Annotated in this window: 21 protein-coding genes; 10 read left to right on the top strand and 11 right to left on the bottom strand. The window is 50.9% G+C overall.

Going from position 1 to position 21695, the window contains the following annotated elements; all coding sequences use genetic code 11:
• Window positions 1-9 precede the first annotated feature (9 nt).
• Together hpaC and murU are read left to right on the top strand one after the other, a co-directional pair.
• Entirely contained in the window at window positions 10-510 is a 501-nt protein-coding gene (gene hpaC, locus HMPREF2865_RS02310) for a 4-hydroxyphenylacetate 3-monooxygenase, reductase component (RefSeq protein ID WP_070645345.1), read from the top strand.
• A gap of 86 nt (window positions 511-596) precedes the next feature.
• On the top strand, window positions 597-1292 hold the full coding sequence (gene murU / locus HMPREF2865_RS02315) for an N-acetylmuramate alpha-1-phosphate uridylyltransferase MurU (protein ID WP_070645347.1): 696 nt from the start codon (window positions 597-599) through the stop codon (window positions 1290-1292).
• Window positions 1293-1385: 93 nt separating this feature from the next.
• Here the strand turns inward: murU and rarD are convergent, their stop codons facing one another.
• The 5 genes from rarD to HMPREF2865_RS02340 form a co-directional block, all read right to left on the bottom strand.
• Window positions 1386-2288, bottom strand: a complete 903-nt coding sequence (gene rarD, locus HMPREF2865_RS02320; protein ID WP_070460489.1) for an EamA family transporter RarD — start codon at window positions 2286-2288, stop codon at window positions 1386-1388.
• Window positions 2289-2464: 176 nt separating this feature from the next.
• Window positions 2465-3535: a tRNA (adenosine(37)-N6)-threonylcarbamoyltransferase complex transferase subunit TsaD gene (gene tsaD, locus HMPREF2865_RS02325; protein ID WP_070645348.1), complete on the bottom strand. Its 1071-nt coding sequence runs from the start codon at window positions 3533-3535 to the stop codon at window positions 2465-2467.
• Between the two features lie 99 nt (window positions 3536-3634).
• Window positions 3635-4822 (bottom strand): c-type cytochrome biogenesis protein CcsB, encoded by a 1188-nt coding sequence (ccsB, locus tag HMPREF2865_RS02330; protein WP_070645350.1) that lies wholly within the window; start codon window positions 4820-4822, stop codon window positions 3635-3637.
• Entirely contained in the window at window positions 4815-6767 is a 1953-nt protein-coding gene (locus HMPREF2865_RS02335; RefSeq protein ID WP_070645352.1) for a cytochrome c biogenesis protein ResB, read from the bottom strand. Before HMPREF2865_RS02335 ends, ccsB begins: the two co-directional genes overlap by 8 nt.
• A gap of 265 nt (window positions 6768-7032) precedes the next feature.
• Window positions 7033-7656: a c-type cytochrome gene (locus HMPREF2865_RS02340; RefSeq protein ID WP_070645354.1), complete on the bottom strand. Its 624-nt coding sequence runs from the start codon at window positions 7654-7656 to the stop codon at window positions 7033-7035.
• A gap of 215 nt (window positions 7657-7871) precedes the next feature.
• On the opposite strand from HMPREF2865_RS02340, the gene yihA reads away from it, so the two are divergent.
• Window positions 7872-8513 (top strand): ribosome biogenesis GTP-binding protein YihA/YsxC, encoded by a 642-nt coding sequence (gene yihA / locus HMPREF2865_RS02345; RefSeq protein ID WP_070645356.1) that lies wholly within the window; start codon window positions 7872-7874, stop codon window positions 8511-8513.
• A gap of 213 nt (window positions 8514-8726) precedes the next feature.
• Here yihA and HMPREF2865_RS02350 read toward each other — a convergent pair whose 3' ends face one another.
• Together HMPREF2865_RS02350 and HMPREF2865_RS02355 are read right to left on the bottom strand one after the other, a co-directional pair.
• Complete coding sequence (locus HMPREF2865_RS02350; RefSeq protein ID WP_070645358.1) at window positions 8727-8945, bottom strand: hypothetical protein; 219 nt, start codon at window positions 8943-8945, stop codon at window positions 8727-8729.
• Window positions 8923-9156, bottom strand: a complete 234-nt coding sequence (locus HMPREF2865_RS02355; RefSeq protein WP_002221492.1) for an RNA-binding S4 domain-containing protein — start codon at window positions 9154-9156, stop codon at window positions 8923-8925. The genes HMPREF2865_RS02350 and HMPREF2865_RS02355 overlap by 23 nt, the downstream gene beginning before the upstream one ends.
• 165 nt (window positions 9157-9321) lie before the next feature.
• Here HMPREF2865_RS02355 and dnaE point away from each other — a divergent pair, with 165 nt between their 5' ends.
• On the top strand, window positions 9322-12756 hold the full coding sequence (gene dnaE, locus HMPREF2865_RS02360) for a DNA polymerase III subunit alpha (protein WP_070645360.1): 3435 nt from the start codon (window positions 9322-9324) through the stop codon (window positions 12754-12756).
• A 351-nt stretch (window positions 12757-13107) separates the two neighbouring features.
• Here dnaE and HMPREF2865_RS02365 read toward each other — a convergent pair whose 3' ends face one another.
• Window positions 13108-13443, bottom strand: coding sequence for a hypothetical protein (locus HMPREF2865_RS02365; protein ID WP_070645362.1), 336 nt, complete (start codon window positions 13441-13443; stop codon window positions 13108-13110).
• Between the two features lie 290 nt (window positions 13444-13733).
• On the opposite strand from HMPREF2865_RS02365, the gene HMPREF2865_RS02370 reads away from it, so the two are divergent.
• From HMPREF2865_RS02370 to HMPREF2865_RS02385, 4 genes are all read left to right on the top strand, one after another.
• On the top strand, window positions 13734-14228 hold the full coding sequence (locus tag HMPREF2865_RS02370) for a restriction endonuclease (RefSeq protein ID WP_070645365.1): 495 nt from the start codon (window positions 13734-13736) through the stop codon (window positions 14226-14228).
• 21 nt (window positions 14229-14249) lie between these two features.
• A complete protein-coding gene (locus tag HMPREF2865_RS02375; RefSeq protein WP_070645366.1) occupies window positions 14250-15113 on the top strand; it encodes a mechanosensitive ion channel family protein in 864 nt (287 codons plus the stop codon).
• A gap of 67 nt (window positions 15114-15180) precedes the next feature.
• A complete protein-coding gene (locus tag HMPREF2865_RS02380) occupies window positions 15181-16047 on the top strand; it encodes a hypothetical protein (protein ID WP_070645370.1) in 867 nt (288 codons plus the stop codon).
• Window positions 16048-16168: 121 nt separating this feature from the next.
• Window positions 16169-18205 (top strand): M3 family metallopeptidase, encoded by a 2037-nt coding sequence (locus HMPREF2865_RS02385; RefSeq protein WP_070645372.1) that lies wholly within the window; start codon window positions 16169-16171, stop codon window positions 18203-18205.
• A gap of 353 nt (window positions 18206-18558) precedes the next feature.
• Here HMPREF2865_RS02385 and HMPREF2865_RS02390 read toward each other — a convergent pair whose 3' ends face one another.
• Complete coding sequence (locus HMPREF2865_RS02390) at window positions 18559-18822, bottom strand: hypothetical protein (RefSeq protein ID WP_070645374.1); 264 nt, start codon at window positions 18820-18822, stop codon at window positions 18559-18561.
• Between the two features lie 234 nt (window positions 18823-19056).
• Here HMPREF2865_RS02390 and HMPREF2865_RS02395 point away from each other — a divergent pair, with 234 nt between their 5' ends.
• Together HMPREF2865_RS02395 and HMPREF2865_RS02400 are read left to right on the top strand one after the other, a co-directional pair.
• On the top strand, window positions 19057-19476 hold the full coding sequence (locus HMPREF2865_RS02395; RefSeq protein ID WP_070645376.1) for a CopD family protein: 420 nt from the start codon (window positions 19057-19059) through the stop codon (window positions 19474-19476).
• Window positions 19477-19514: 38 nt separating this feature from the next.
• Window positions 19515-19985 carry a CYTH domain-containing protein gene (locus HMPREF2865_RS02400; RefSeq protein WP_070645378.1) on the top strand — a complete coding sequence of 157 codons (471 nt, stop codon included), beginning with the start codon at window positions 19515-19517 and terminating at the stop codon, window positions 19983-19985.
• 157 nt (window positions 19986-20142) lie between these two features.
• On the opposite strand, the gene ubiG is transcribed toward HMPREF2865_RS02400, so the two are convergent.
• Both ubiG and HMPREF2865_RS02410 read right to left on the bottom strand, forming a co-directional pair.
• Window positions 20143-20856 carry a bifunctional 2-polyprenyl-6-hydroxyphenol methylase/3-demethylubiquinol 3-O-methyltransferase UbiG gene (gene ubiG, locus HMPREF2865_RS02405; protein WP_199900801.1) on the bottom strand — a complete coding sequence of 238 codons (714 nt, stop codon included), beginning with the start codon at window positions 20854-20856 and terminating at the stop codon, window positions 20143-20145.
• A gap of 162 nt (window positions 20857-21018) precedes the next feature.
• Window positions 21019-21513: a c-type cytochrome gene (locus HMPREF2865_RS02410; protein ID WP_070645382.1), complete on the bottom strand. Its 495-nt coding sequence runs from the start codon at window positions 21511-21513 to the stop codon at window positions 21019-21021.
• Window positions 21514-21695 lie beyond the last annotated feature (182 nt).

Here is a 21695-nt window from a genome sequence, read left to right on the forward strand (position 1 = left end):
GAAAGCCGGATGACAGACTCAACACACACACTCAAGAGATCCTTCCGAGATGCCATGGCCTCCTGTGCCGCCGGCGTGCACGTTATCACGACAGACGGCGAAGCAGGACGCTATGGCATTACCATGACTGCCGTAACTGCCGTTACCGACGAGCCGCCGACGGTCATGCTGTGCATCAACCGCCAATCCGCCATCATTCCCATCCTGCAAGGTAACCGTGATTTGTGCATCAACACACTCAACGACAGCCAGCAGGATGTTGCCGAACACTTTGCCGGACTGACCGACCTCTCACCCGAAGAACGCTTCGAATACCATATTTGGCATAGAGGGCAAACCGGGCAGCTCGAAGTCGAAGGCGCGCTGGCGCATCTGCACGGCAGCATTGTCGATCAACGCGAAATCGGCACGCATTATGTCTTTTTCGTTCAGCTCAACGAAATCCGCAATACCGACACGCAGGCACCGGCATTGCTGTATTTTCGTAGGCAATTCAAATCTTTGGCATAAATAAAGGTCTCAGGCCGTCTGAAAAATGAAACCGATGTTTCAGACGGCCTGAGACTTTTTCTGTTTCACACATTATAGGCACACCCATGAAAGCAATGATATTGGCCGCCGGTCGCGGCGAACGCATGCGCCCGCTGACCGACCACACGCCCAAACCCTTACTCGAAGTAGCAGGCACGCCGCTTATCGGCTGGCACTTGCGCCGCCTGCAACAAGCCGGTTTCACTGAAATCGTCATCAACCATGCCTGGCTTGGCCAACAAATCGAAGATACCTTGAAAGACGGTTCGGACTACGGCGTGCGCATTGCCTATTCTCCAGAACTCGCCGGAGGCCTGGAAACCGCCGGTGGCATTGCCACTGCCCTGCCTCTTTTGGGCGACGAGCCGTTTTTGGTCGTCAATGGCGATGTGTTGACTGACATTGATTTCCAAGCTGCACGACTGGCTGCCCAGCGTATGCAGGAACACAACCTTCTCGCCCATTTATGGCTGGTGGACAATCCACCACACCATCCCGAAGGCGACTTCGGCCTGCTTTCAGACGGCCTGGTATCCGCCTCATCTGCAGACGGCCAAGCCCTGACTTTCAGCGGCGTGGGCGTTTATCATCCCGCACTTTTCAAAGATACCCCGGCGCATCAGGCTGCCAAACTTGCCCCTCTGTTGCGTCAAGCCATGAGCCAAAGCCAAATCAGCGGCGAACACCACAACGGCCTTTGGTTGGACGTCGGCACAGTCGAACGCCTGCAAGAAGCCGACCGTGTCGCCCAAAGCTGGTAAAACAAAAGGGGCGTATCCGATACGTCCCTTTCAATATCAAAGGCCGTCTGAAAATATTGACCAACTCAGTTTTCAGACGGCCTTAATCTATCATCAAGCTTTAGCCAATTTCTTTTCTTTCTTCATTCCCAACAAGCCATTGACAATCATCACGCACAATCCCGACCAAATCAGGCCATAGCCGATCAATGCGCCTTTTTGCACCGGCTCACCCAGCCATACAATCGACACAATAAAAAGCAATACAGGCTCCAAATAGCTCAACATGCCGAACACCGCAACCTGCAACAACTGACTCGCCTTCAAATTCAAATGCATAGATATTGCGCTATTGAAGCCTAGCAACACAATAAAGAAAATTAAAACCGGTTTGGCCGCAATCATCGCCGGCGTATCCGTTGCAAATATAATATACGCCAACGCAAATGGCGTAATCATCATCAAATCAAAAGTCAGACCGATTAAAGAAGGCACACCCAGTTTTCGGCGTGGCAGATAATAAAACGGATAGGTGCCGAACACCCATACAGTCGTCCACGAAAACGCACCCGACCGTACCAATTCACATGCCACGCCTGCACACGCCAACGCAACGGCAACCGTCTGCAATCGGTTTAAACGCTCTTTAAACCAAATCCGTCCACCCAGCATCATCGCCAAAGGAAACAGGAAATAACCCATGGCGATGTTTACCCCTTCCCCGTTGACCGGCCCCCAGACAAACAGCCACAACTGGCTGGCAAATATCGGCGTCGGCAATACAATCAATAGCCACCGCTTCCAATCGCGGCCGATATTGCTCGCAAACCGCGCCGCCGCCCGCCAACCGTTGACCATCGTCATCAGCACGCATAAAGCCGACAACATCGCCACCATACGCCACGCGAAAATTTCTGTGCCACTCATCGGCTGCATCCATACGCCGTACAGAAACAGCATGGCAAACAACAAATTGGACGCTATCGCAGCCAGCAAACCTTTGGATAAATTCGTCATTTCAGACGGCCTTTTGCAATCAATCAAAGTTAATATTGTAGAAAAAACGGATGAAAAAATTACTCATCTTTTTGAATGAAGTTTTACCGCAAACATCCGTTTCATTAAAGGCCGTCTGAAAACCATATCTTCAGGTTTTCAGACGGCCTTTCATTGCATCGAAGCAGTCTAATACATCAGCCCTGCTTCACAATATCCGACAGCGGCCAGCGCGGCTTAACATTGAATGCACTGACAGCCTGACGCTCGGCAAGACGCATCGCGCCGGCAAAGGCAATCATTGCGCCGTTGTCGGTACAGTATGCCATCGGCGGAAAATAAACATTGATTTTTTCTTCCTGCGGTTTGGGTTTGCCTTTTTCAGACGGCACTTTGACGGTTAAGCGCGAAAATTCATCGCGCAGTTTCCAGTTTGCGCCCACACCGCCGGCAACCACTAAAGTTCTGAAGCCGGTATCCAACAATGCTTTTTTGGCTTTGGCCGCCAATACGTCAACCACCGCATCTTGGAAAGCACGGCAAATATCGTTGCGTGTTTGTTCCGGAATTTCATCGCTACCGGTTTCGGCACGGACTTTTTCGACAGCGGTCAAAACGGCGGTTTTCAAACCGGAAAAGCTCATCTGCAAATCGTGCGAATGGAGCATGGGGCGTGGGAATGTGAAGGCATCAGGCGTGCCGAGTTTGGCCAGCTCGGATAATTTGGCACCGCCGGGATAAGGCAAACCTAAAAGCTTGGCCGTTTTATCAAATGCCTCGCCTGCCGCATCATCCACACTTTCACCCAGCAAGGTGTAATTGCCGATACCGCGTACAGCCATAAATTGTGTATGCCCGCCCGACACCAGCAAAGCGACAAATGGAAATTCAGGCTTGTCGTCTGCCAACAAGGGCGAGAGCAAATGGCCTTCAAGATGGTGAACGGGGATAACGGGCTTGCCGATGGCAAATGCCAAGGCATTGGCGAAGCCTGAACCGGCCAGTAATGCGCCACCCAAGCCCGGACCTTGCGTAAAGGCAACCGCGTCGATGTCGGCATAGCCTACGCCTGCTTCCTTCAAGCAACCTTGCGTCAACGGCACGACACGGCGGATATGGTCACGGCTGGCCAATTCGGGAACAACGCCGCCGTATTCGGCGTGCATCGCCATCTGTGTGTGCAAATGATGCGCCAACAGGCCGCGCTCGGTATCGTAGAGCGCAACGCCGGTTTCGTCGCAAGATGATTCAATTCCTAATACCAACATGGTTTGAGGCCGTCTGAAAAAATGATTAAAAACGATTCAGACGGCGTTTTCTCCGAAAACGGAAAAAGGCCGTCTGAAATAAAGTGCGGGATAGGCTGCTTACAAAGTGCCGTAAGAATGCAGGCCGCTCAAGAACATATTCACGCCGATAAAGGCAAAGGCGGTAATGACCAGGCCGATAACCGCCCACCAAGCCAACACTTTGCCGCGCCAACCTGCTACCAGCCGCAAATGCAACCAGATAGCGTAATTCAGCCAAACGATGAATGCCCAAGTTTCTTTCGGGTCCCAGCTCCAATAGCGGCCCCACGCATCGGCCGCCCACAATGCGCCGAGAATGGTGGCAATCGTGAAGAACAGGAAACCGACGGCAATCGCTTTGTACATGACTTCTTCAATGACCTGCGAGTGCGGCAGCCATGATTTTTTGCCCGCATCTTCTTTTCTGAGCGCCAGCAGTTCGGCAATACCCAGCATGGCGGCGATACAAAATGCGCCGTAGCCGATAAAGTTGGCCGGAACGTGGATTTTCATCCACCAAGACTGCAAAGCCGGAATCAGCGGCTGAATGGCATGCGCCTCGCGTGAAACGCTGTACCACAAGACAAATCCGACCACAATTGCCATAAAGCTGAAGACAAAGCCACCCAGTTTTTGTACGGCAAAACGGCCTTCGTAATAGAGGTACATCAGCGCCGTAATGACCAAGAACAAGATGAATACTTCGTAAAGGTTGGAAACCGGAATATGGCCGGCATCGGGACGCAACAGATAGCTTTCATGCCAGCGCACCAGCAAACCGACAAAGCCCGCCATCGCGGAAACCCATGCAAACACAGTACCCATGCCCAAAAGCGTATTGGACGGCACATTTTTGCGCACCGCCGCTATCGCACCGACGATATAGGCAAACAAGGCAAAGAACACAAACGCGCATTGCCACATAATCGCCGACTGGCTGCTTAACAGGTATTTGAGCAGGAAGCCGTCTGCGTGTTTGATGTCGCCGCCATACAAATCAACGGCCAAATACGCCAAGCACACGCCCAAAGGGATAAACCAGCGCATCGGTTTGAAAAACCAACCCAGAAAAACGGCAATACCGACACTCGCCCACAAAATGACCATTTCGTAGATGTCCATGTGTAAACCGGCTTGGGTTTGGGCAATAAACGCACCGACTGCAATCAGCAGCGCAAATGCCCAGTCGAAAAGGTTGAGGTTTCGGATAAATGATTTGTGTGTCAGAAGCTCATGCTCGGGCAAGGCCTGATGTTTGTTATTCATGGTTCAAATCCTTGGCAAGCTGCTGCAATTGCCGTGTGTGTTGCGGAAATTCTTTCTGCAAGTCGCGTTCGTTGCGGCTGGAAGACATGGCAAAACGGATACGGCCGTCTGAAAACAGCAGCCAAGCACGTTTTTCACGGATATAGAACATAAACACCGTACCCAACACCAGCAATACCGAACCCAAATACACTAAGAATGCGCCCGGCGAACGGGTCATCTGCAGGCCGGAAGAGCGTACTTCGGCAAAACTTTCCAGTTGCAGCATCATTGGCGCAGGATATTCAGTCAAACCGGTATAAGCGTCCATTGCATGCAGCAGGAATCGGTTGCGTTTTTCATCTTGCGGCCAAGCCGGCAGATTGTATGTGCTGATCGTATCTTCCAAAGCGGCATTCATCACGCCATAGAGCATCTCATAGAAATAGCCCTGCATTTTTTCCTGCTGATCTTTCGGAATGTTGGTGGTAACAAATTCGTCCAAAGCCAAATAGCCGCCTTTGGCAAAAATCGACAAAGTGTTTTCCGCCGCCGCCATGAATTGCTCACGGATTTCGGCAGGCGCGCCTTTAACGGCGTTGGCAACGGTTTTACGGCGTGCCGCATCGTCTTTCAGATATTGGCGCAAAGCCATAAAGGTGTCGATTTGGCCGTTTTTATCCATCGGAATGCGCAACCAGCGGTATTGCTGCGCCAAGCCGCTGCGTGTGCCGGTAATGAAGAAATAGTCTTCATCTTGTTTTACCGGCAACATATAGTTTTTATATTCGACCGCCTGCCCTGCTTTGTCGCGGATACGGTAAACGATAGACGGGCCGATGTTAGTGTATTTTTTGCCTTCTTGACGGACGGAGCGAACATCGTTGATGGCGGATTTTAGGTTTTGCTCTTTTTCAGACGGCTCGCTCATGTCTTCGACGTTCATCGAAGTAAACTGGTCGAATTCCAGTTTATAAGAGGTATTGCCCAAATCCAGCGGAAACTCGCGCATGGAAGTCGCTTTGAGTTTGACCGGAGTACGGTCGGCATCAGCCAGATTCCACGCTTTAAACGTCAAGTCAGAGCCGCCGTCGGCAAAACTTGCCTGATAAACCGTAATACCGTGCAGCATCAAAGGATGGTTGACGCGGATGGTGTGTTCGCTGACTTTGCCGGTTGCCTTGTCCGTGACTTCCAAGTCGCTGGCGAAATCGCGCGGCATACCGGTATCGTAAAAGTCGATATGGAATTTCTTTAATTTGACCGAAAACGGCAGGTCTTGCACCAGCATGCCGTTATCCGCATTCAGAAACACCACGTCCGCACTCTGCCCTTCCGCAATATTGACGTTGCCCCTAAACGACAGGTTGGATTCTCCCAACACACTTTCAGGCTTAAAGTCTTTGGCGTAAACCGCAGTATTGTCCGGCACGACTTGGCCGGTGAGCATACCGATTTTCAGCAGGATATTGCTGTCTATCAAACCGCCCAAACAAATCACAATCAGTGCGGCATGGGCAAAGATATAGCCCCATTTGTTCATCGCACCTTTTTTCGCCGCCACCAAAACCGAACCGTCTTCACGCGTAACGGTTTTGCAGCCATAGCCCTGCACTTCCAAATAACGTTGCGCGACTTCGGGCGTCACCTGTCCGTCTAAAACGATGGAATGGCGCATTGCCGCCAATGATTTTTCCTTCGCGTTTTCACGAAAGGAACGAATCTCGCGCAAAAACGGCGGAACATTGCGAATTAGGCACAATCCGGTGGAAATCACCAAAAACATCATGATGACAACGAACCACGCCGAGGCGTATACGTCGTACAGGCCCAAAAAGCCGAAAATCTGCGACCAAAACGGGCCGAATTTCACCAAATAATCGACTTGTGGCTGGTTTTGCTGCAAGACCGTACCGATAATCGAAGCCACGCCCAACAGGCTGAGCAGGGCGACGGCAAAACGCATGGAGCTGAAAAAGGCAAACCACGGTCTGCGGATGAGTGGGACGGATGATGAAGATTTACTCATGTCTCAAATGTCGGCTTTGAACAACCCAATCAATCGGGCTGCGATGGACGTTATGATGCGAAAGGAAGAATACTGCATATTGTAGTAAAAATCTTTCTGTCGCTATTTGAAAAAAACAATCAGGCTTATCGGCCTATATTGGCTAAGGCCGTCTGAAGGGTTTTCAGACGGCCTGTATCAATAAGCTCGTTTCAAAACGAAATTAGTGCAAACCTTGGATGAAGTTGGCTACTGCGTTCAACTCTTCTTCGCTCAGGCGATTGGCAATATCGGCCATGATGGCGTTTTTGCGTTGGCCGGATTGGTAAGCTTTCATTTGCTCGACAACGTAAGCTTTGTGTTGGCCGCCCAGACGAGGATAGGCTTGGATTTCAGTACCGCCGCCAGGGATACCTGCTCCGCCAGGACCGTGGCAAGACATACATGCCGGCAGTTTTTTAGCGCTCAGGCCGCCGCGATAGATTTTCGCGCCCAGCTCTGGGTTTTCTTTAGGATTGGCTTCGCCCGGTTTGCCTTGTTGTTTGGCGTAGTAGGCGGCAGCGTCGCGGATGTCTTGTTCGGACAAGTTCATCACCATCGGTTTCATCACGCCGGCAGCACCGTGGGTACGGGTACCGTCTTTGATGGCCATGGTTTGACCGTAGGTGTAGGCCGCGGCCTGACCTGCCAGTTTAGGATAAGTTGCGATACCGCTGTTACCATCGGCTGCGTGACACGCCGCACAGATAGTAGTCGCTACCTGTTTGCCTTTTTCAGCATCTGCTTTAGGGGCAGCGGAAACCGCACCGGCAGCCAATACCAAGGCCAATAAAGTCAATCGTTTCATGGAGTGCTCCTGATTACAGCATTGCGTACCGCGTCAATGCCTTTTTTATACTCAAATACCGGGGAATTTTCCCGATTAAAACCGATAATTCTATAAACGTGCTATTCTATACCAAGTTTACATTAAATTACTACTCAAATTACCAAACTGCTGCAACATAAATGCCCGATACAAATTATGATGTTGCAGTTTTGTTTCCATGCAAGGAAATACTGATGAACCTTTTTCAAAACGCCAAATTCTTTACAACGGTCAACCATCTGAAAGATCTGCCCGACACGCCGGCCGAGATTGCCTTTGTCGGCCGAAGCAATGCCGGCAAATCCAGCGCCATCAATACCTTAACCAATCATGTGCGCCTTGCCTACGTTTCCAAAACACCGGGCCGCACCCAACACATCAATTTCTTTGAACTGGAAAACGGCAATTTCATGGTCGACTTGCCCGGCTACGGCTACGCGCAAGTACCGGAGGCCATCCGTGCGCACTGGGTCAAACTCTTGGGCGACTACCTGCAACAACGCCGCCAACTGATCGGCCTGATTTTGATTATGGACTCGCGCCATCCGCTCAAAGCTTTAGACATTCAAATGCTGGACTTTTTCCACATTACCGGCCGCCCTGTGCATATCCTGTTGTCAAAAGCAGACAAGCTGTCTAAAAATGATCAGATTAAAACTTTGGCGGCGGTAAAAAAATCACTCAAACCCTACACCGAGCGTCAAAAAATCAGCGTTCAACTGTTCTCCAGCCTGAAAAAGCAAGGCATGGACGAAGTCAATCAAGTGGTCGGCTCATGGTTTGACGAGCATCGCGAAGAAATCGAGAATCTTGCAGGCGAAACATCGCCTGAGTGATTGTAAAACAAGGCGGAATAAGATAAGTTGACCAACCGCAAATCTTATTCCGTCATTTGTTTTTCGATAATGCCGTTTTCTATCTGACTTCCAAAGAGTATGTATGCACATGCCCTTTTTTATTGCGCCTTTTATTTTCTTATCGCAAACTCAAAATAACAACGTATCAGTGAAAAATCTTAAAAAGCATGGTCTTATTCAACTAAACCTTTTTCAGACGGCCTTTGCACCATCTTCGCCATCAATCCAACCTGCTTCTTTCAATTTCCGCTGTTGCGCATCATATCGGGCTTTTTCCGCCCAATACATTGTCTGGATACAGGCATCGCCGCACTCGCTGCCGCAACATTCCCACGACTCAGGGCGGACAGGTTCGTCTAATAACGGCTCGCCCAAGATGGCTTCGGCTTTATTCTTCAGGGTCGTATCCATCGGCGATTTCCAAGCGCGCACCGTCAAACTCAATCACTTCGCCGCCGCGTATTTTGGCGGTTTTACGCGTTTCAGTTTCGCCGTTGCGCAACACCAGCCCTTCGGCGATAAACGCTTTTGCCTGTCCGCCGCTTTCGGCAAGACCGGCCAATTTCAACAGGTCGCATAAAGCGATGTATTCGTTGTCTTCAAGATAGACGGTTGCTTCCATCATTCAATCCTTTTCAATAATGGCGATATTTTAACATGGCCGTCTGAAAGAAAGCCCCCTTCTGTTTTATTTGCTTTATCCAACCCCATTACATTTGGTTTTCAGACGGCCTTTAGCTGCCAACCCTGCTACAATACGCCTTTTATTGTTCACGCCGATTTTGCCATGACCGAGCCGACCTACATCCCCCTGCGCCTGCATACCGAATTCTCGATTACCGACGGTATGGTGAGGATTAAAAAACTGATTGCCAAAGCGCAGGAATACGGTTTACCTGCTTTGGGCATCAGCGATTTGATGAACGAATTCGGCTTGGTGAAATTCTATAAAGCCTGCCGCGGTGCAGGGATTAAGCCCATCGGCGCGGCAGATGTGTGGATAGGCAATCCGAATGCGCCCGACAAGCCGTTTCGCGCCATGCTGATTATCCGCAACGATGCGGGCTATCTGCGCTTGAGCGAGCTTTTAACGGAGGCTTATGTCGGCAAAGACCGCAATATCCATCATGCGGAACTCAATCCCGAATGGCTGGAAAACGGCGACAACAGCGGCTTGATTTGTTTGAGCGGCGCGCATTACGGCGAAGTGGGCGTGAATCTGTTGAACGGCAATGAAGACGCGGCGCGTGCGGCGGCGTTGAAATATGCGGAGTGGTTTCCCGATGCGTTTTATTTAGAGCTGCAACGCCTGCCCGAACGCCCTGAATGGGAGGCTTGCGTTTCCGGCAGCGTGAAGCTGGCGGAGGAACTGGGTTTGCCGGTGGTGGCGACGCATCCGACACAGTTTATGAGCCGCGACGATTTCAATGCACACGAGGCACGGGTGTGTATCGCAGGCGGCTGGGTATTGACGGACAAAAAACGTCCGCGCGATTTCACGCCGAGCCAGTTTTTCATTCCGCCGGAAACCATGGCCGAACGTTTCTCCGATTTGCCTGAAGCCTTGGAAAACACGGTAGAAATTGCCAAACGCTGTAATCTGCACATCACATTGGGCAAAAACTTCCTGCCGCTCTTCCCTACCCCGGACGGCTTGTCGCTGGATGATTATCTGGTAAAGCTGTCCAACGAGGGTTTGCAGGAACGCATGGTTCAGCTTTATCCCGACGAGGCGGAGCGTGCGGCAAAAATGCCGGAATATCAAGAACGTTTGGATTTTGAGCTGAACATCATCATCCAGATGGAATTCCCCGGCTATTTCCTTATCGTACAAGACTTTATCAACTGGGCGAAAACGCACGGCTGTCCGGTCGGGCCGGGCCGTGGTTCGGGCGCAGGCTCGCTGGTGGCGTATTCATTGAAGATTACCGACCTTGATCCGCTCAAATACGCCCTGCTATTCGAACGTTTCTTAAACCCTGAACGCGTTTCCATGCCTGACTTTGACGTCGACTTCTGTCAGGCAAACCGCGGCCGCGTAATTGAATATGTGCGCGAGAAATACGGCGCGGATGCGGTAAGCCAGATTGTTACCTTCGGCACGATGTCGTCCAAAGCGGTGATTCGCGACGTCGGACGCGTGCTGGAGCTGCCGTTTATGCTGTGCGACAAACTGTCCAAGCTGATTCCGTTGGAAGCCAACAAACCTCTGAGTTTGGAAAAAGCCATGGAGGCCGAGCCGCAGATTCAGGAATTGATTGAAGCAGAAGAAGCGGACGAACTGATTACACTGGCGAAAAAGCTGGAAGACCTGACGCGCGGTTTGGGTATGCACGCGGGCGGCGTATTGATTGCGCCGGGCAAGATTTCCGATTACAGCCCCGTGTATCAGGCGGACGAATCCGCCTCGCCCGTATCCATGTACGACAAGGGCGACGTGGAAGACGTGGGTTTGGTGAAATTCGACTTTTTGGGTCTGCGCAACCTGACCATTATCGAAATGGCACAGAACAACATCAAAAGCACCACCGGCGATATCGTCGATGTCGGCAAGATTCCGCTTGACGACCAGGCCGCCTACCAAATCTTCCGCGATGCAAACACCACCGCCGTGTTCCAGTTTGAGTCGACCGGCATGAAGAAAATGCTGAAAACGGCGCACACCACCAAGTTTGAAGAACTTATCGCCTTCGTGTCGCTCTACCGTCCCGGCCCGATGGACAACATCCCCGACTTCGTCGCGCGTATGAAGGGTCAGGAATTCCAATACATCCATCCGTTGCTCGAAGGCATCCTCGCGCCGACCTACGGCATTATGGTGTATCAGGAACAAGTGATGCAGGCGGCGCAGATTATCGGCGGTTACTCGCTCGGCGGCGCGGACTTGCTGCGCCGCGCCATGGGTAAGAAAAAGCCCGAAGAAATGGTGAAACACCGCGAAATCTTCGCCGAAGGTGCGGCAAAACAAGGCATTTCGCGCGAAAAATCCGACGAAATCTTCAACTACATGGAAAAATTCGCCGGCTACGGTTTCAACAAATCCCACGCCGCCGCCTACGCCCTGATTTCCTACCAGACTGCATGGCTCAAAGCGCACTACCCCGCCGAATTTATGGCGGCAACCATGTCGTCTGAATTGGACAACACCGACCAGCTCAAGCATTTCTACGACGACTGCCGCGCCAACGGCATCGAGTTCCTACCGCCCGACATCAACGAATCCGACTACCGCTTCACGCCGTATCCGAACATGAAAATCCGCTACGCACTCGGCGCGATTAAAGGCACGGGCGAAGCCGCCGTCGAATCCATCATCGCCGCGCGGCAAAGCGGCGGAAAATTTACCGGCCTCTTGGACTTCTGCGAGCGCGTCGGCAAAGAACACATGAACCGCCGCACCCTCGAAGCCCTGATACGCGGCGGCGCGTTCGACAGCATCGAACCCAACCGCGCCATGCTCTTGGCTAACATCGACCTTGCCATGAACAACGCCGACCAAAAAGCCGCCAACGCCAATCAGGGCGGGCTCTTCGACATGATGGAAGACGCCATCGAACCGGTGCAGCTCGTCGACGCGCCCATGTGGAGCGAATCGGAAAAACTCGCCGAAGAAAAAACCGTCATCGGCTTCTACTTGTCCGGCCACCCGTTCGGTCCGTATGCCCAAGAAGTCCGTCAAATCGCCCCGACCAAATTAGGTCGTCTGAAACCGCAAGACAGCGTGCGCCTCGCCGGATTCGTGACCGCCGTGCGCACCATGATGGGCAAGCGCGGCAAAATCGCCTTCGTCAGCCTCGAAGATTTGAGCGGACAGATTGAAATCATGGTCAGCGGCCACACGCTGGAAAACTGTGCCGACTACCTCAAATCCGACCAAGTGCTGATTATCGAATCCAAAGTTAGCCGCGACGACTATGGCGGTGGTGACGGACTGCGCATCATGGCCAACCAAGTCATGACCCTGCAAATGGCGCGCGAACGCTACGCCCGCAGCCTCAGCCTCGCCCTTGCCCCCGGTCACGACATCGCACGCCTCGCCACCATCCTCACTACACACCGCCTGCCCGACACGTCGCACATCCCACTGCAACTGTCGTACAGCAACGGCAAAGCATCAGGCAAATTGAAAATTGCGCCAAAATGGATGGTAACGCCAAGCACCGCCTTGTTTGACGAACTGGAAACATTGCTCGGCAGCAGGGCTGTCCGCGTGAATTGGTAAAACTAAAGGCCGTCTGAAACTATACGTTCAGACGGCCTTTAATTTAAAAAGCGCTTTAAAAACATAAATCGGATAAAGATTTAGGCTTTCAGACGGCCTTATTGAATAAAGCAATTATCTGAAAAGTTTATTGCACAAAGCCTTTGACCAATAAGGAAAGATAGGCAACAACAAAGGGGAGCGACAATGCCAAAACAATGCCAATCACCCAGTAAATACATTGGTTCAGTACAGATTTTGCAGCGGTAAGCCGCAGCAGTCTGAAATACAGGGATAACCAAACAAAGGGGGTGAAAATACACCCCCTTTTTCTATAGAAGCCCCATATTAAAGGCCGTCTGAAAAACAGTTTTATTTAACGATTTCAACCGGGCCGTGGTCGTCGCAGTGATCTCCGTGTTGGTGATGCAGACGGCCGTTGACGATGTAGTCGACGTGATCGCCGTGCGGTACAGTTTCGTGGCCGCAACCTTCGCCGTGAACGTGACCGTGGCAGGTGTCAACCGGATGGCAGCCGTCAGGATTGGTGTCATTGACGCTCAGGGTATGTTCGTCGTAGTGGCCGTTGTGCTCATGATGCAGGTGGCCGTCGTGCAGATAATCGACGTGGCCTTCGTGTTTGATGGCAGTGTGGCCGCAGTTTGCGCCGTGAACGTGGTCATGATGTTCGTGGGTTTTGCAGGTCATTTTTTTCTCTCCTAATGTTCAGTGAATAGCAATCTTTCTCGATTGATTATTCCATCTTATCTTTTTTTGATGCAAACGTAAAAAATTTTACAATTATTAATATATTGTTACGATATATCATCTATTGATATATAAGCCTATTTTATTTTTCAGACGGCCTTTCATCTATAATTCATTTATTTTCAGCGAGAACTTCAAACCCTTCCAGCAATATAAAATATCGAATTTTTCAGCCGTAACAGGTAACATGGAAACAAAGGGATGGGTTCTTCAAACAAATAGGTACTGCAATGGGAAAACAAGCCAGACTTTATATGGTTCGCAGCACGCAAGGTGCGCTTTATGACGTATTTTTCGAGCGCGGTGTGGCGGCATTGGCCTGGCCCATGCTGGCCGAAGCGGCGGCCAAGGGTTTTGGCCGTGAGGAACTGGCCGATATTTACCGTTCGGCCGTGCCGGATGTGAAATTGAGAACGGCGCAATCGGGCGCGGCTCAAATGTGGCGGTTTGTCAACGAATTGGCTGATGGAGATGCCGTACTGACCTACTCGCCTGCTTTGCGCCGTTATCGGATCGGCAGGATTACAGGCGAAGCGGTGCATTGTCCGCAATGGGACGATGAGAAAATGTCGCTGGTGCGGCCGGTTGAGTGGCTGGGCGAAGTAGACCGCGATGATTTGAGCGTGGCAGCACAACGGGCTTTGGGCAGTGTGGCAACTTTGTTTGCGGTATCGGAAGCGTGTGCAGCAGAAATTTTTGAACGCGTGGATTTTCAGACGGCCTAAAAAGGGAAAGGAAACAGCATTATGTGGAACACCATACAGGAATGGCTGAACGCTTTGCCTGTCAGTGAAGAAATCATCAAATCGGCTTTGATGTCGGTATTGATGATTGTGGCCGTCATTGCCGGGCGCAGCATTTTGCTCTCGGCTCATTTTCGCAGCCATCCGGATTTAAGCATCGAAAACAAACGCCGTTCGCTGGTGGTCAGCCGCAACATCACCATGCTGCTGCTCTTGTTCGGGCTGGCGATGATTTGGGCGGCGCAGATTCAAACTTTGGCGTTGTCGATGTTTGCGGTAGCTGCGGCAATTGTGGTGGCGACCAAAGAATTGATTATGTGTTTGTCCGGCAGCATCCTGCGCTCGGTAACCAAACAATATTCCATCGGCGACTACATCGAAATCAACGGCCTGCGCGGACGGGTGGTCGATATCAATATGCTGAACACGCTGATGATGCAAATCGGCCCCAATCCGTTGATTGGCCAGCTTTCCGGCAAAACACTCTCGTTTCCCAACAGCCTGCTTCTGAGCCACACTGTGCGCCGCGACAATATTTTGGGCGATTATGTGATTCATACGGTGGAAATCCCCGTGCCGATTCATTTGGATTCGGACGAAATCATAGGCCGTCTGAAAGATGTTCTTGAGCCATTGTGCGAGCCTTATGTCCCTGCCATCAAGCAGCATTTGGAAAACGTGCAAACCCAAAAGTTGTTTATCACGCCCGCCGCCCAGCCTCGTGTATCCCGCGTGCCACATGATGACAAGGTGTACAACATCATCGTGCGCTTTGCCTCGCCCGTAGCCAAACGTTTGGAAATCCAACAGGCGGTTTTGGACGAATTCTTACGCACACAATGCCAATTAATCAATAAATTAAAATAGTCCAGTTTATATATACTATCAAATACCTTACAATACCGAGGTTCACAATAAACAATAAGGAAAAGTCATGTTGCCCGAATCAGCCCTTGCCGAAATGTATCCCGTCATTATGACCCCCAGCCATGACGGCAAATATTTCCACAACTACACCCTCTCACTTCTGAACATCGTCCACACCAATGCCGCACACGGCCTGCCGCTTCAAGTGATGATGCAGCGCGGCGAGAGCCTGATTACGCGCGCGCGCAACAACTGCGTGGCCACATTCTTAGAAAACAAAGAATGGACGCATTTATTTTGGATTGACTCCGACATCGGCTTCTCTCCCGATTCATTCTACCGTCTGCTTTTGGCCGACAAAGACGTTGTGGCAGGCATTTACCCGCTCAAACGCGACAACTGGCCTGAAGAAGGTGTTCCGGCCGGCACGACTCAAGCCGACTTCGAGCGCATGTACACTTCTTATACCGTCAACACCAGCGAAAGAAATGAAAACGGTGAAATCGTACTGAAAGTCGATGAAGACGGTTTTATGAAAGTCCATGACGCGCCAACCGGCTTTATGGTTATCAAGCGCAGCGTATTTGAAAAAATGATGGCAGCCTACCCCGAGTTGAACTACATCTCCGACAGTGACTACAACAGAGAAGACAAAGGCCTACACTACCGCTTCTTCGACTGCATGGTTGATCCGAAAAGCAAACGCTACCTGTCCGAAGATTACACCTTCTGCCACCTCTGGCGTCAAATCGGCGGCGAAGTGTACGTCGATGTACAATCCAACCTGACCCACCAAGGTGCAAAAGTGTATTGCGGCTCATTTGCTGAATCCCTGCAAACTAATGTTGCCAATGCCGTATTCGCCCCGAAAGGCACACCGATGCGCCTCGAGCTGGCTGCGCCATTACACGCCAATCCGCGTGGCGCAGAATAAAATTGGCTGATAGACAGACGGAACACTTTAATTCTGCCTGTCTGCCACCATATAACGCCTATCGTTTTCTTTTCAGACGGCCACAAGGCCGTCTGAATCCATCTTATTCAGGAGAAACCATATGAGCGACAACGTCCTGCTCCACTTGGGCGAAGAACCCCGTTTCGACCAAATCAAAACCGAAGACATCAAACCCGCCCTGCAAACCGCCATTGCCGAAGCGCGCGAACAAATCGCCGCCATCAAAGCGCAAACGCACACCGACTGGGCAAACACTGTCGAAAAACTGACCGATATTACCGAACGCGTCGGCCGCATTTGGAGCGTGGTTTCCCATCTCAACTCCGTGGTCGATACGCCCGAGCTGCGTGCCGTATACAACGAATTGATGCCTGAAATCACCATTTTCTTCACCGAAATCGGTCAAGACATCGAGTTGTACAACCGCTTCAAAATCATCAAAAATTCTGCCGAATTCGACACCCTCTCCCCGGCTCAGCAAACCAAGCTCAACCACGACTTGCGCGACTTCGTCCTCAGCGGTGCCGAATTACCGCCCGAACAGCAGGCAGAACTGGCTCAACTGCAAACCGAAGGCGCGCAACTGGGTGCCAAATTCGCACAAAACATCCAAGACGCGACCGATGCTTTCGGCATTTACTTTGACGATGCCGCGCCGCTTGCCGGCATCCCCGAAGACTCACTCGCCATGTTTGCCGCTGCCGCGCAAAGCGAAGGTAAAACAGGCTACAAAATCGGCCTGCAGATTCCGCACTACCTCGCCGTTATCCAATACGCTGACAACCGCGAACTGCGCGAACAAATCTACCGCGCCTACGTTACCCGTGCCAGCGAATTGTCTGACGAAGGCAAATTCGACAACACGGCCAACGTCGAACAAACCCTCGCAAACGCGCTGAAAACCGCCAAACTGCTCGGCTTCAAAAACTACGCCGAGCTGTCGCTGGCAACCAAAATGGCGGATACGCCCGAACAGGTTCTGAATTTCCTGCACGACCTAGCCCGCCGCGCCAAACCGTTTGCCGAAAAAGACTTTGCCGAAATCAAAGCCTTTGCGCGAGAAAACCTGAATATCGAAGATCCGCAATCTTGGGATTTGAGCTACGCCGCTGAAAAACTGCGTCAAGCCAAATACGCCTTCAGCGAAACCGAAGTGAAAAAATACTTCCCTATCAGCAAAGTATTGGCAGGCCTGTTTGCCCAAATCAAAAAACTCTACGGCATCGAGCTGGCTGAAAAAACCGTCCCCGTTTGGCACAAAGACGTGCGCTATTTCGAGCTGAAACAAGACGGCCAAACCATCGGCGGCGTTTACATGGACTTGTACGCACGCGAAGGCAAACGCGGCGGCGCATGGATGGACGGCTACAAAAGCCGCCGCCGTTTCGCCGACGGTACGCTGCAACTGCCGACCGCCTACCTCGTCTGCAACTTCACCCCGCCGGTCGGCGACAAAGAGGCGCGTTTGAGCCACGACGAAATCATCACCCTCTTCCACGAAACCGGCCACGGCCTGCACCACTTGTTGACCCAAGTTGACGAAGTGGGCGTATCCGGCATCAACGGCGTCGAATGGGACGCGGTCGAGCTGCCTAGCCAATTCATGGAAAACTTCGTTTGGGAATACGACGTATTGGCGCAAATGTCCTCGCACGAAGAAACCGGCGCGGTATTGCCGAAAGAACTGTTCGACAAAATGCACGCCGCCAAAAACTTCCAACGCGGTATGTTCCTCGTCCGTCAAATGGAATTTGCCCTCTTCGACATGGAAATCTACCATCAGGAAGATGAAGGCCGTCTGAAAGAATGGCCGCAAATCTTGGACAAAGTGCGTCAAGAAGTCGCTGTAACCCAACCGCCGGCATACAACCGCTTTGCCTTGAGCTTCAGCCACATCTTCGCCGGCGGCTACTCCGCAGGCTATTACAGCTACGCATGGGCGGAAGTTTTGAGTGCAGACGCTTACGCCGCTTTTGAAGAAAGCGACGACGTTGCCGAAACCGGCCGCCGCTTCTGGAAAGAAATACTGGCCGTCGGCGGTTCGCGCAGCGCAGCAGAATCCTTCAAAGCCTTCCGCGGCCGCGAACCAAGCTTGGATGCCCTGCTCCGCCACAGCGGTTTCGACAACGCAGCTTGATTTGAAAATCCGCCGTTTTAATTGCTGATTCAACGCTAAAGGCCGTCTGAAATGTTTCAGACGGCCTTTTTATAATTAATTCAATATTTTCAGCAAGACAAATATAAAAATATTCAGCCGATAAAACCACCCAGCGCAGAACGCCGCAATGATTTCCAAGCTCAATATTTTCCCAATGCGGACAAGCCGCCCATAAAAACAGGGCATGTTCCCCATGCCCTATCATTTGAATTTCAGACGGCCTGTTGTCAAAATTTATTAGGAACAATAAGTAAGCCCTATCCCTAACAAGACATCGAGAAAAACAGAAGCCCACATTTCAAACCCCTATCTCCCCCAGCTCAACGCTAAAATTAGTTTTTGCCCTTTTTATCACCGGCATCCAAGCGCATATTGATAAATTCCATCATCAAATCTTTTTTCGTCCAGAAAAAGGTTTTCATTTTTTCCAAAGAATAGATTTTCCGAATCATCGCCGGCAATCCTGCGTGAACGATGGCCGCGACTTCGCCATTGGTTGTTTCATTGTCCATGGCGGCTTTGAGGTTTAGATTGTGCGTATTCAGGTAGTCGCAAAGCGCTTTCCTGACGCTGTTGCTGATTTCGAATTGTTTCATGTTTTCCGTCCATAATGTTTTTATAATTAAATAGCATATGATTCTAACAAGTTTTTTGCATCGTGCATATATCAACTTGCATATTGTTGCGAAATTTACAATTTGGCTTTTGAGTAAAATCATGCCTGCAACACATTGTTGCGGCGCACTAAATCGGATTGTTTTGACTATTTTGTTTCGGCTTGGGCCGCATTGCGGATAAAATAATGGTTTTAGGTTTTGAGGCCGTCTGAAATGTATTTGTGGTTTAAGCTGCTGCATGTGTTTTTTGTGATTTCTTGGTTTGCCGGACTGTTTTATCTGCCGCGGATTTATGTGAATCTGGCGCAATTAGAGCCCGGCAGCGTGGAATATGTACGGCTGACGGATATGTCGCGGCGGCTGTACCGCTTTATGTCGCCTTTGGGCTGGGGAACGCTGATATTCGGCGCGTCCATCGGATTTGTAAATAATTGGTGGGGCAACGGCTGGCTGGCGGTTAAATTGTTGTGCGGCCTACTGCTCTTGGCTTACCAGCTTTATTGCGGCCTGCTGCTGCGCCGTTTTCAGAACGGCAGCAATGTGTATTCGCACCGCTGGTATCGGGTATTCAACGAACTCCCCGTATTGATGATGGTTGCCGCGCTTTATATGGTGGTTTTCAAGCCGTTTTAATCTTCAGACGGCCTGTTTGGTAAATAAGGAAAGAATTCATGACGGTCGAAATCGAACGCCGCTTTTTGCTGGCGGATGACAGTTGGCGCGAAGCGGCAAGCGAGCCGCTGGTGTTGCAACAGGGCTATTTGAGCGTGGAAAAAGAGCGCACCATCCGTGTGCGGATTATCGGTTCGCAAGCATGGTTGACCCTGAAAGGCTATATTTCCAACATGACGCGCAGCGAGTTTGAATACGAAATTCCGCTGGCTCACGCGCAGGCGATGATGGCGGACATGTGCCCGTTTAAAATGGAAAAATACCGCTATCGGGTTGAATTTGAAGGCTTTGTGTATGAAATCGACGAATATTTCGGCGACAATGCGCCCTTGATTGTGGCGGAAATCGAATTGCCGTCTGAAGATACCGAGTTCCCCAAACCGTCTTGGCTGGGCAAAGAAATCACGGCAGACGGTAAATTCACCAATGCGTATTTGAGCAAACATCCGTATTCGTCTTGGACGGAATAAGGGCGACAACCTCTCTGCACATACAAAAAAGGCATGTATCAAACATGCCTTTTTTCTTTTCAGACGGCCTGATTTACCTTACCGATATTTGTATCGAGCTGCTTTCAACATACCGTTTCAAATATCGGGCAAGCCCGTGTGCTTTATCCGTGTAACCTTACGCCGGACGACAGGTCACCATATAGTTAACCTCGGTCGAGTCGCACAAGGAATAACGGCCGCTCAACAAATTATAGGTCATGCCCTTGCTGCCGACGGTATCCAATCCGGCTTGGCGGCACATGCGTGCGAGTTCTGCCGGCGTGATGAATTTTTTCCAGTCGTGCGTGCCTTTGGGGACGAATTTCAACAGATATTCCGCACCGACAATCAGATGCAGATAAGATTTGGGATTGCGGTTGATGGTGGAGAAAAACACCATGCCGTCGGGTTTGACCAGTTTCGCACAGGCTTGAACGATGGCGGCTGGATCGGGAACGTGTTCCATCATTTCCATACACGTTACCACGTCAAAGCTATGCGGCTGCTCGGCGGCGAGGTCTTCAACGCGGATGCAGCGGTAATCGATATTGGCAACGTGTTGGCTGGCCGCATGGGCAGCGGCGGTTTGCAGGGATTTTTCCGCCATATCGATGCCGGTCACGTGTTCTGCGCCGCGTTTGGCCATGCTTTCCGACAAAATCCCGCCGCCGCAGCCTACATCCAGCACGCGTTTGCCTGCCAATCCGGCATAGCCGTCGATATAGTCGAGGCGTAAGGGGTTGATGTCATGCAGGGGCTTGAATTCGCCGTTTTTATCCCACCATTTATCGGCGATTTGGCTGAACTTGGCGATTTCGCCGGCATCTACGTTGTCGTGTTGATTGCTCATGGTTTGCTCCTGCATAAAATAATTCGCCTGATTTTAGCCGATTGTGCTTCAAAATAAAATGTTTCAGACGGCCTTTGCCTGTTTATCGGCCCTATTTCAACTTTCACCCGTCTGCCCATAAAAAACGCACCTTGTGACAAGGTGCGTTTCAATCTGCATGATTTAGAATTTAGCGCCGGATTCGTTGGCCATGTAGTCAACTGCGGCTTTCACTTCGTCGTCGCTTAAGCTGCCGTTGCCGCCTTTGGCAGGCATGGAATTGAAGCCTTCGAGGGCGTGTTTGTGCAAGGTGTCTTTGCCTTGTTTAATGCGAGGCGCCCAGTCTTCTTTTTTGCCTACGGCCGGAGCGCCGGGAATCAAGCCGCTGTGACATGCTTTACAGTTCGCTTCAAAAACAGCTTTGCCGTCCACTTTGGCGGATTCAGCAGGCTTGGCAGCTTCTTCAGGTTTAGCGGCTTCCTCTGCTTTGCTGGCAGCGACTTCGGCTTTATCGGCAGCCTCTTGAGCGGCAGACGCAGCAGTATCAGCAGCAGAAGCAACTTCGTTTTTCACTTCAGATGCAACGGCTTGAGCAGTCTCTTGTGTCTCCTGTTTAGCCTCTTGGGAACAAGCTGTCAAACCAGCCATCATCATTACGGCAATCAGTAATTTGTTCATGTTCTGTCTTTCCTTAATTTTATTTAAATCACTGTTTTATATAAACAGCTCAAAAATTCTAACACAGAAACTAATACTTTCGACCTACACTATAATAAATATTGGTATAAATCAGATTTTGTCTCAAAAACTGAAAAACATATTGACACCACCTCTCTACTCGGATAAAAATTCACCCTATT

This window comes from Neisseria sp. HMSC073G10, from assembly GCF_001812605.1.
GTDB classification, from domain to species: Bacteria; Pseudomonadota; Gammaproteobacteria; order Burkholderiales; family Neisseriaceae; genus Neisseria; species Neisseria subflava_A.

Excerpts from the sequence above, each read along its gene's own strand:
- HMPREF2865_RS02370 (WP_070645365.1), top strand. The coding sequence starts at position 13,734 with ATGGGAAAACAAGCCAGACTTTATATGGTTCGCAGCACGCAAGGTGCG.
- ubiG (WP_199900801.1), bottom strand. The coding sequence starts at position 20,856 with ATGAGCAATCAACACGACAACGTAGATGCCGGCGAAATCGCCAAGTTC.
- HMPREF2865_RS02395 (WP_070645376.1), top strand. The coding sequence starts at position 19,057 with ATGTATTTGTGGTTTAAGCTGCTGCATGTGTTTTTTGTGATTTCTTGG.
- HMPREF2865_RS02375 (WP_070645366.1), top strand. The coding sequence starts at position 14,250 with ATGTGGAACACCATACAGGAATGGCTGAACGCTTTGCCTGTCAGTGAA.
- HMPREF2865_RS02350 (WP_070645358.1), bottom strand. The coding sequence starts at position 8,945 with ATGGATACGACCCTGAAGAATAAAGCCGAAGCCATCTTGGGCGAGCCG.
- yihA (WP_070645356.1), top strand. The coding sequence starts at position 7,872 with ATGAACCTTTTTCAAAACGCCAAATTCTTTACAACGGTCAACCATCTG.
- hpaC (WP_070645345.1), top strand. The coding sequence starts at position 10 with ATGACAGACTCAACACACACACTCAAGAGATCCTTCCGAGATGCCATG.
- ccsB (WP_070645350.1), bottom strand. The coding sequence starts at position 4,822 with ATGAATAACAAACATCAGGCCTTGCCCGAGCATGAGCTTCTGACACAC.
- murU (WP_070645347.1), top strand. The coding sequence starts at position 597 with ATGAAAGCAATGATATTGGCCGCCGGTCGCGGCGAACGCATGCGCCCG.
- HMPREF2865_RS02385 (WP_070645372.1), top strand. The coding sequence starts at position 16,169 with ATGAGCGACAACGTCCTGCTCCACTTGGGCGAAGAACCCCGTTTCGAC.
- dnaE (WP_070645360.1), top strand. The coding sequence starts at position 9,322 with ATGACCGAGCCGACCTACATCCCCCTGCGCCTGCATACCGAATTCTCG.
- HMPREF2865_RS02340 (WP_070645354.1), bottom strand. The coding sequence starts at position 7,656 with ATGAAACGATTGACTTTATTGGCCTTGGTATTGGCTGCCGGTGCGGTT.
- HMPREF2865_RS02365 (WP_070645362.1), bottom strand. The coding sequence starts at position 13,443 with ATGACCTGCAAAACCCACGAACATCATGACCACGTTCACGGCGCAAAC.
- HMPREF2865_RS02390 (WP_070645374.1), bottom strand. The coding sequence starts at position 18,822 with ATGAAACAATTCGAAATCAGCAACAGCGTCAGGAAAGCGCTTTGCGAC.
- tsaD (WP_070645348.1), bottom strand. The coding sequence starts at position 3,535 with ATGTTGGTATTAGGAATTGAATCATCTTGCGACGAAACCGGCGTTGCG.
- HMPREF2865_RS02400 (WP_070645378.1), top strand. The coding sequence starts at position 19,515 with ATGACGGTCGAAATCGAACGCCGCTTTTTGCTGGCGGATGACAGTTGG.
- HMPREF2865_RS02335 (WP_070645352.1), bottom strand. The coding sequence starts at position 6,767 with ATGCGTTTTGCCGTCGCCCTGCTCAGCCTGTTGGGCGTGGCTTCGATT.
- HMPREF2865_RS02380 (WP_070645370.1), top strand. The coding sequence starts at position 15,181 with ATGTTGCCCGAATCAGCCCTTGCCGAAATGTATCCCGTCATTATGACC.
- HMPREF2865_RS02355 (WP_002221492.1), bottom strand. The coding sequence starts at position 9,156 with ATGGAAGCAACCGTCTATCTTGAAGACAACGAATACATCGCTTTATGC.
- rarD (WP_070460489.1), bottom strand. The coding sequence starts at position 2,288 with ATGACGAATTTATCCAAAGGTTTGCTGGCTGCGATAGCGTCCAATTTG.
- HMPREF2865_RS02410 (WP_070645382.1), bottom strand. The coding sequence starts at position 21,513 with ATGAACAAATTACTGATTGCCGTAATGATGATGGCTGGTTTGACAGCT.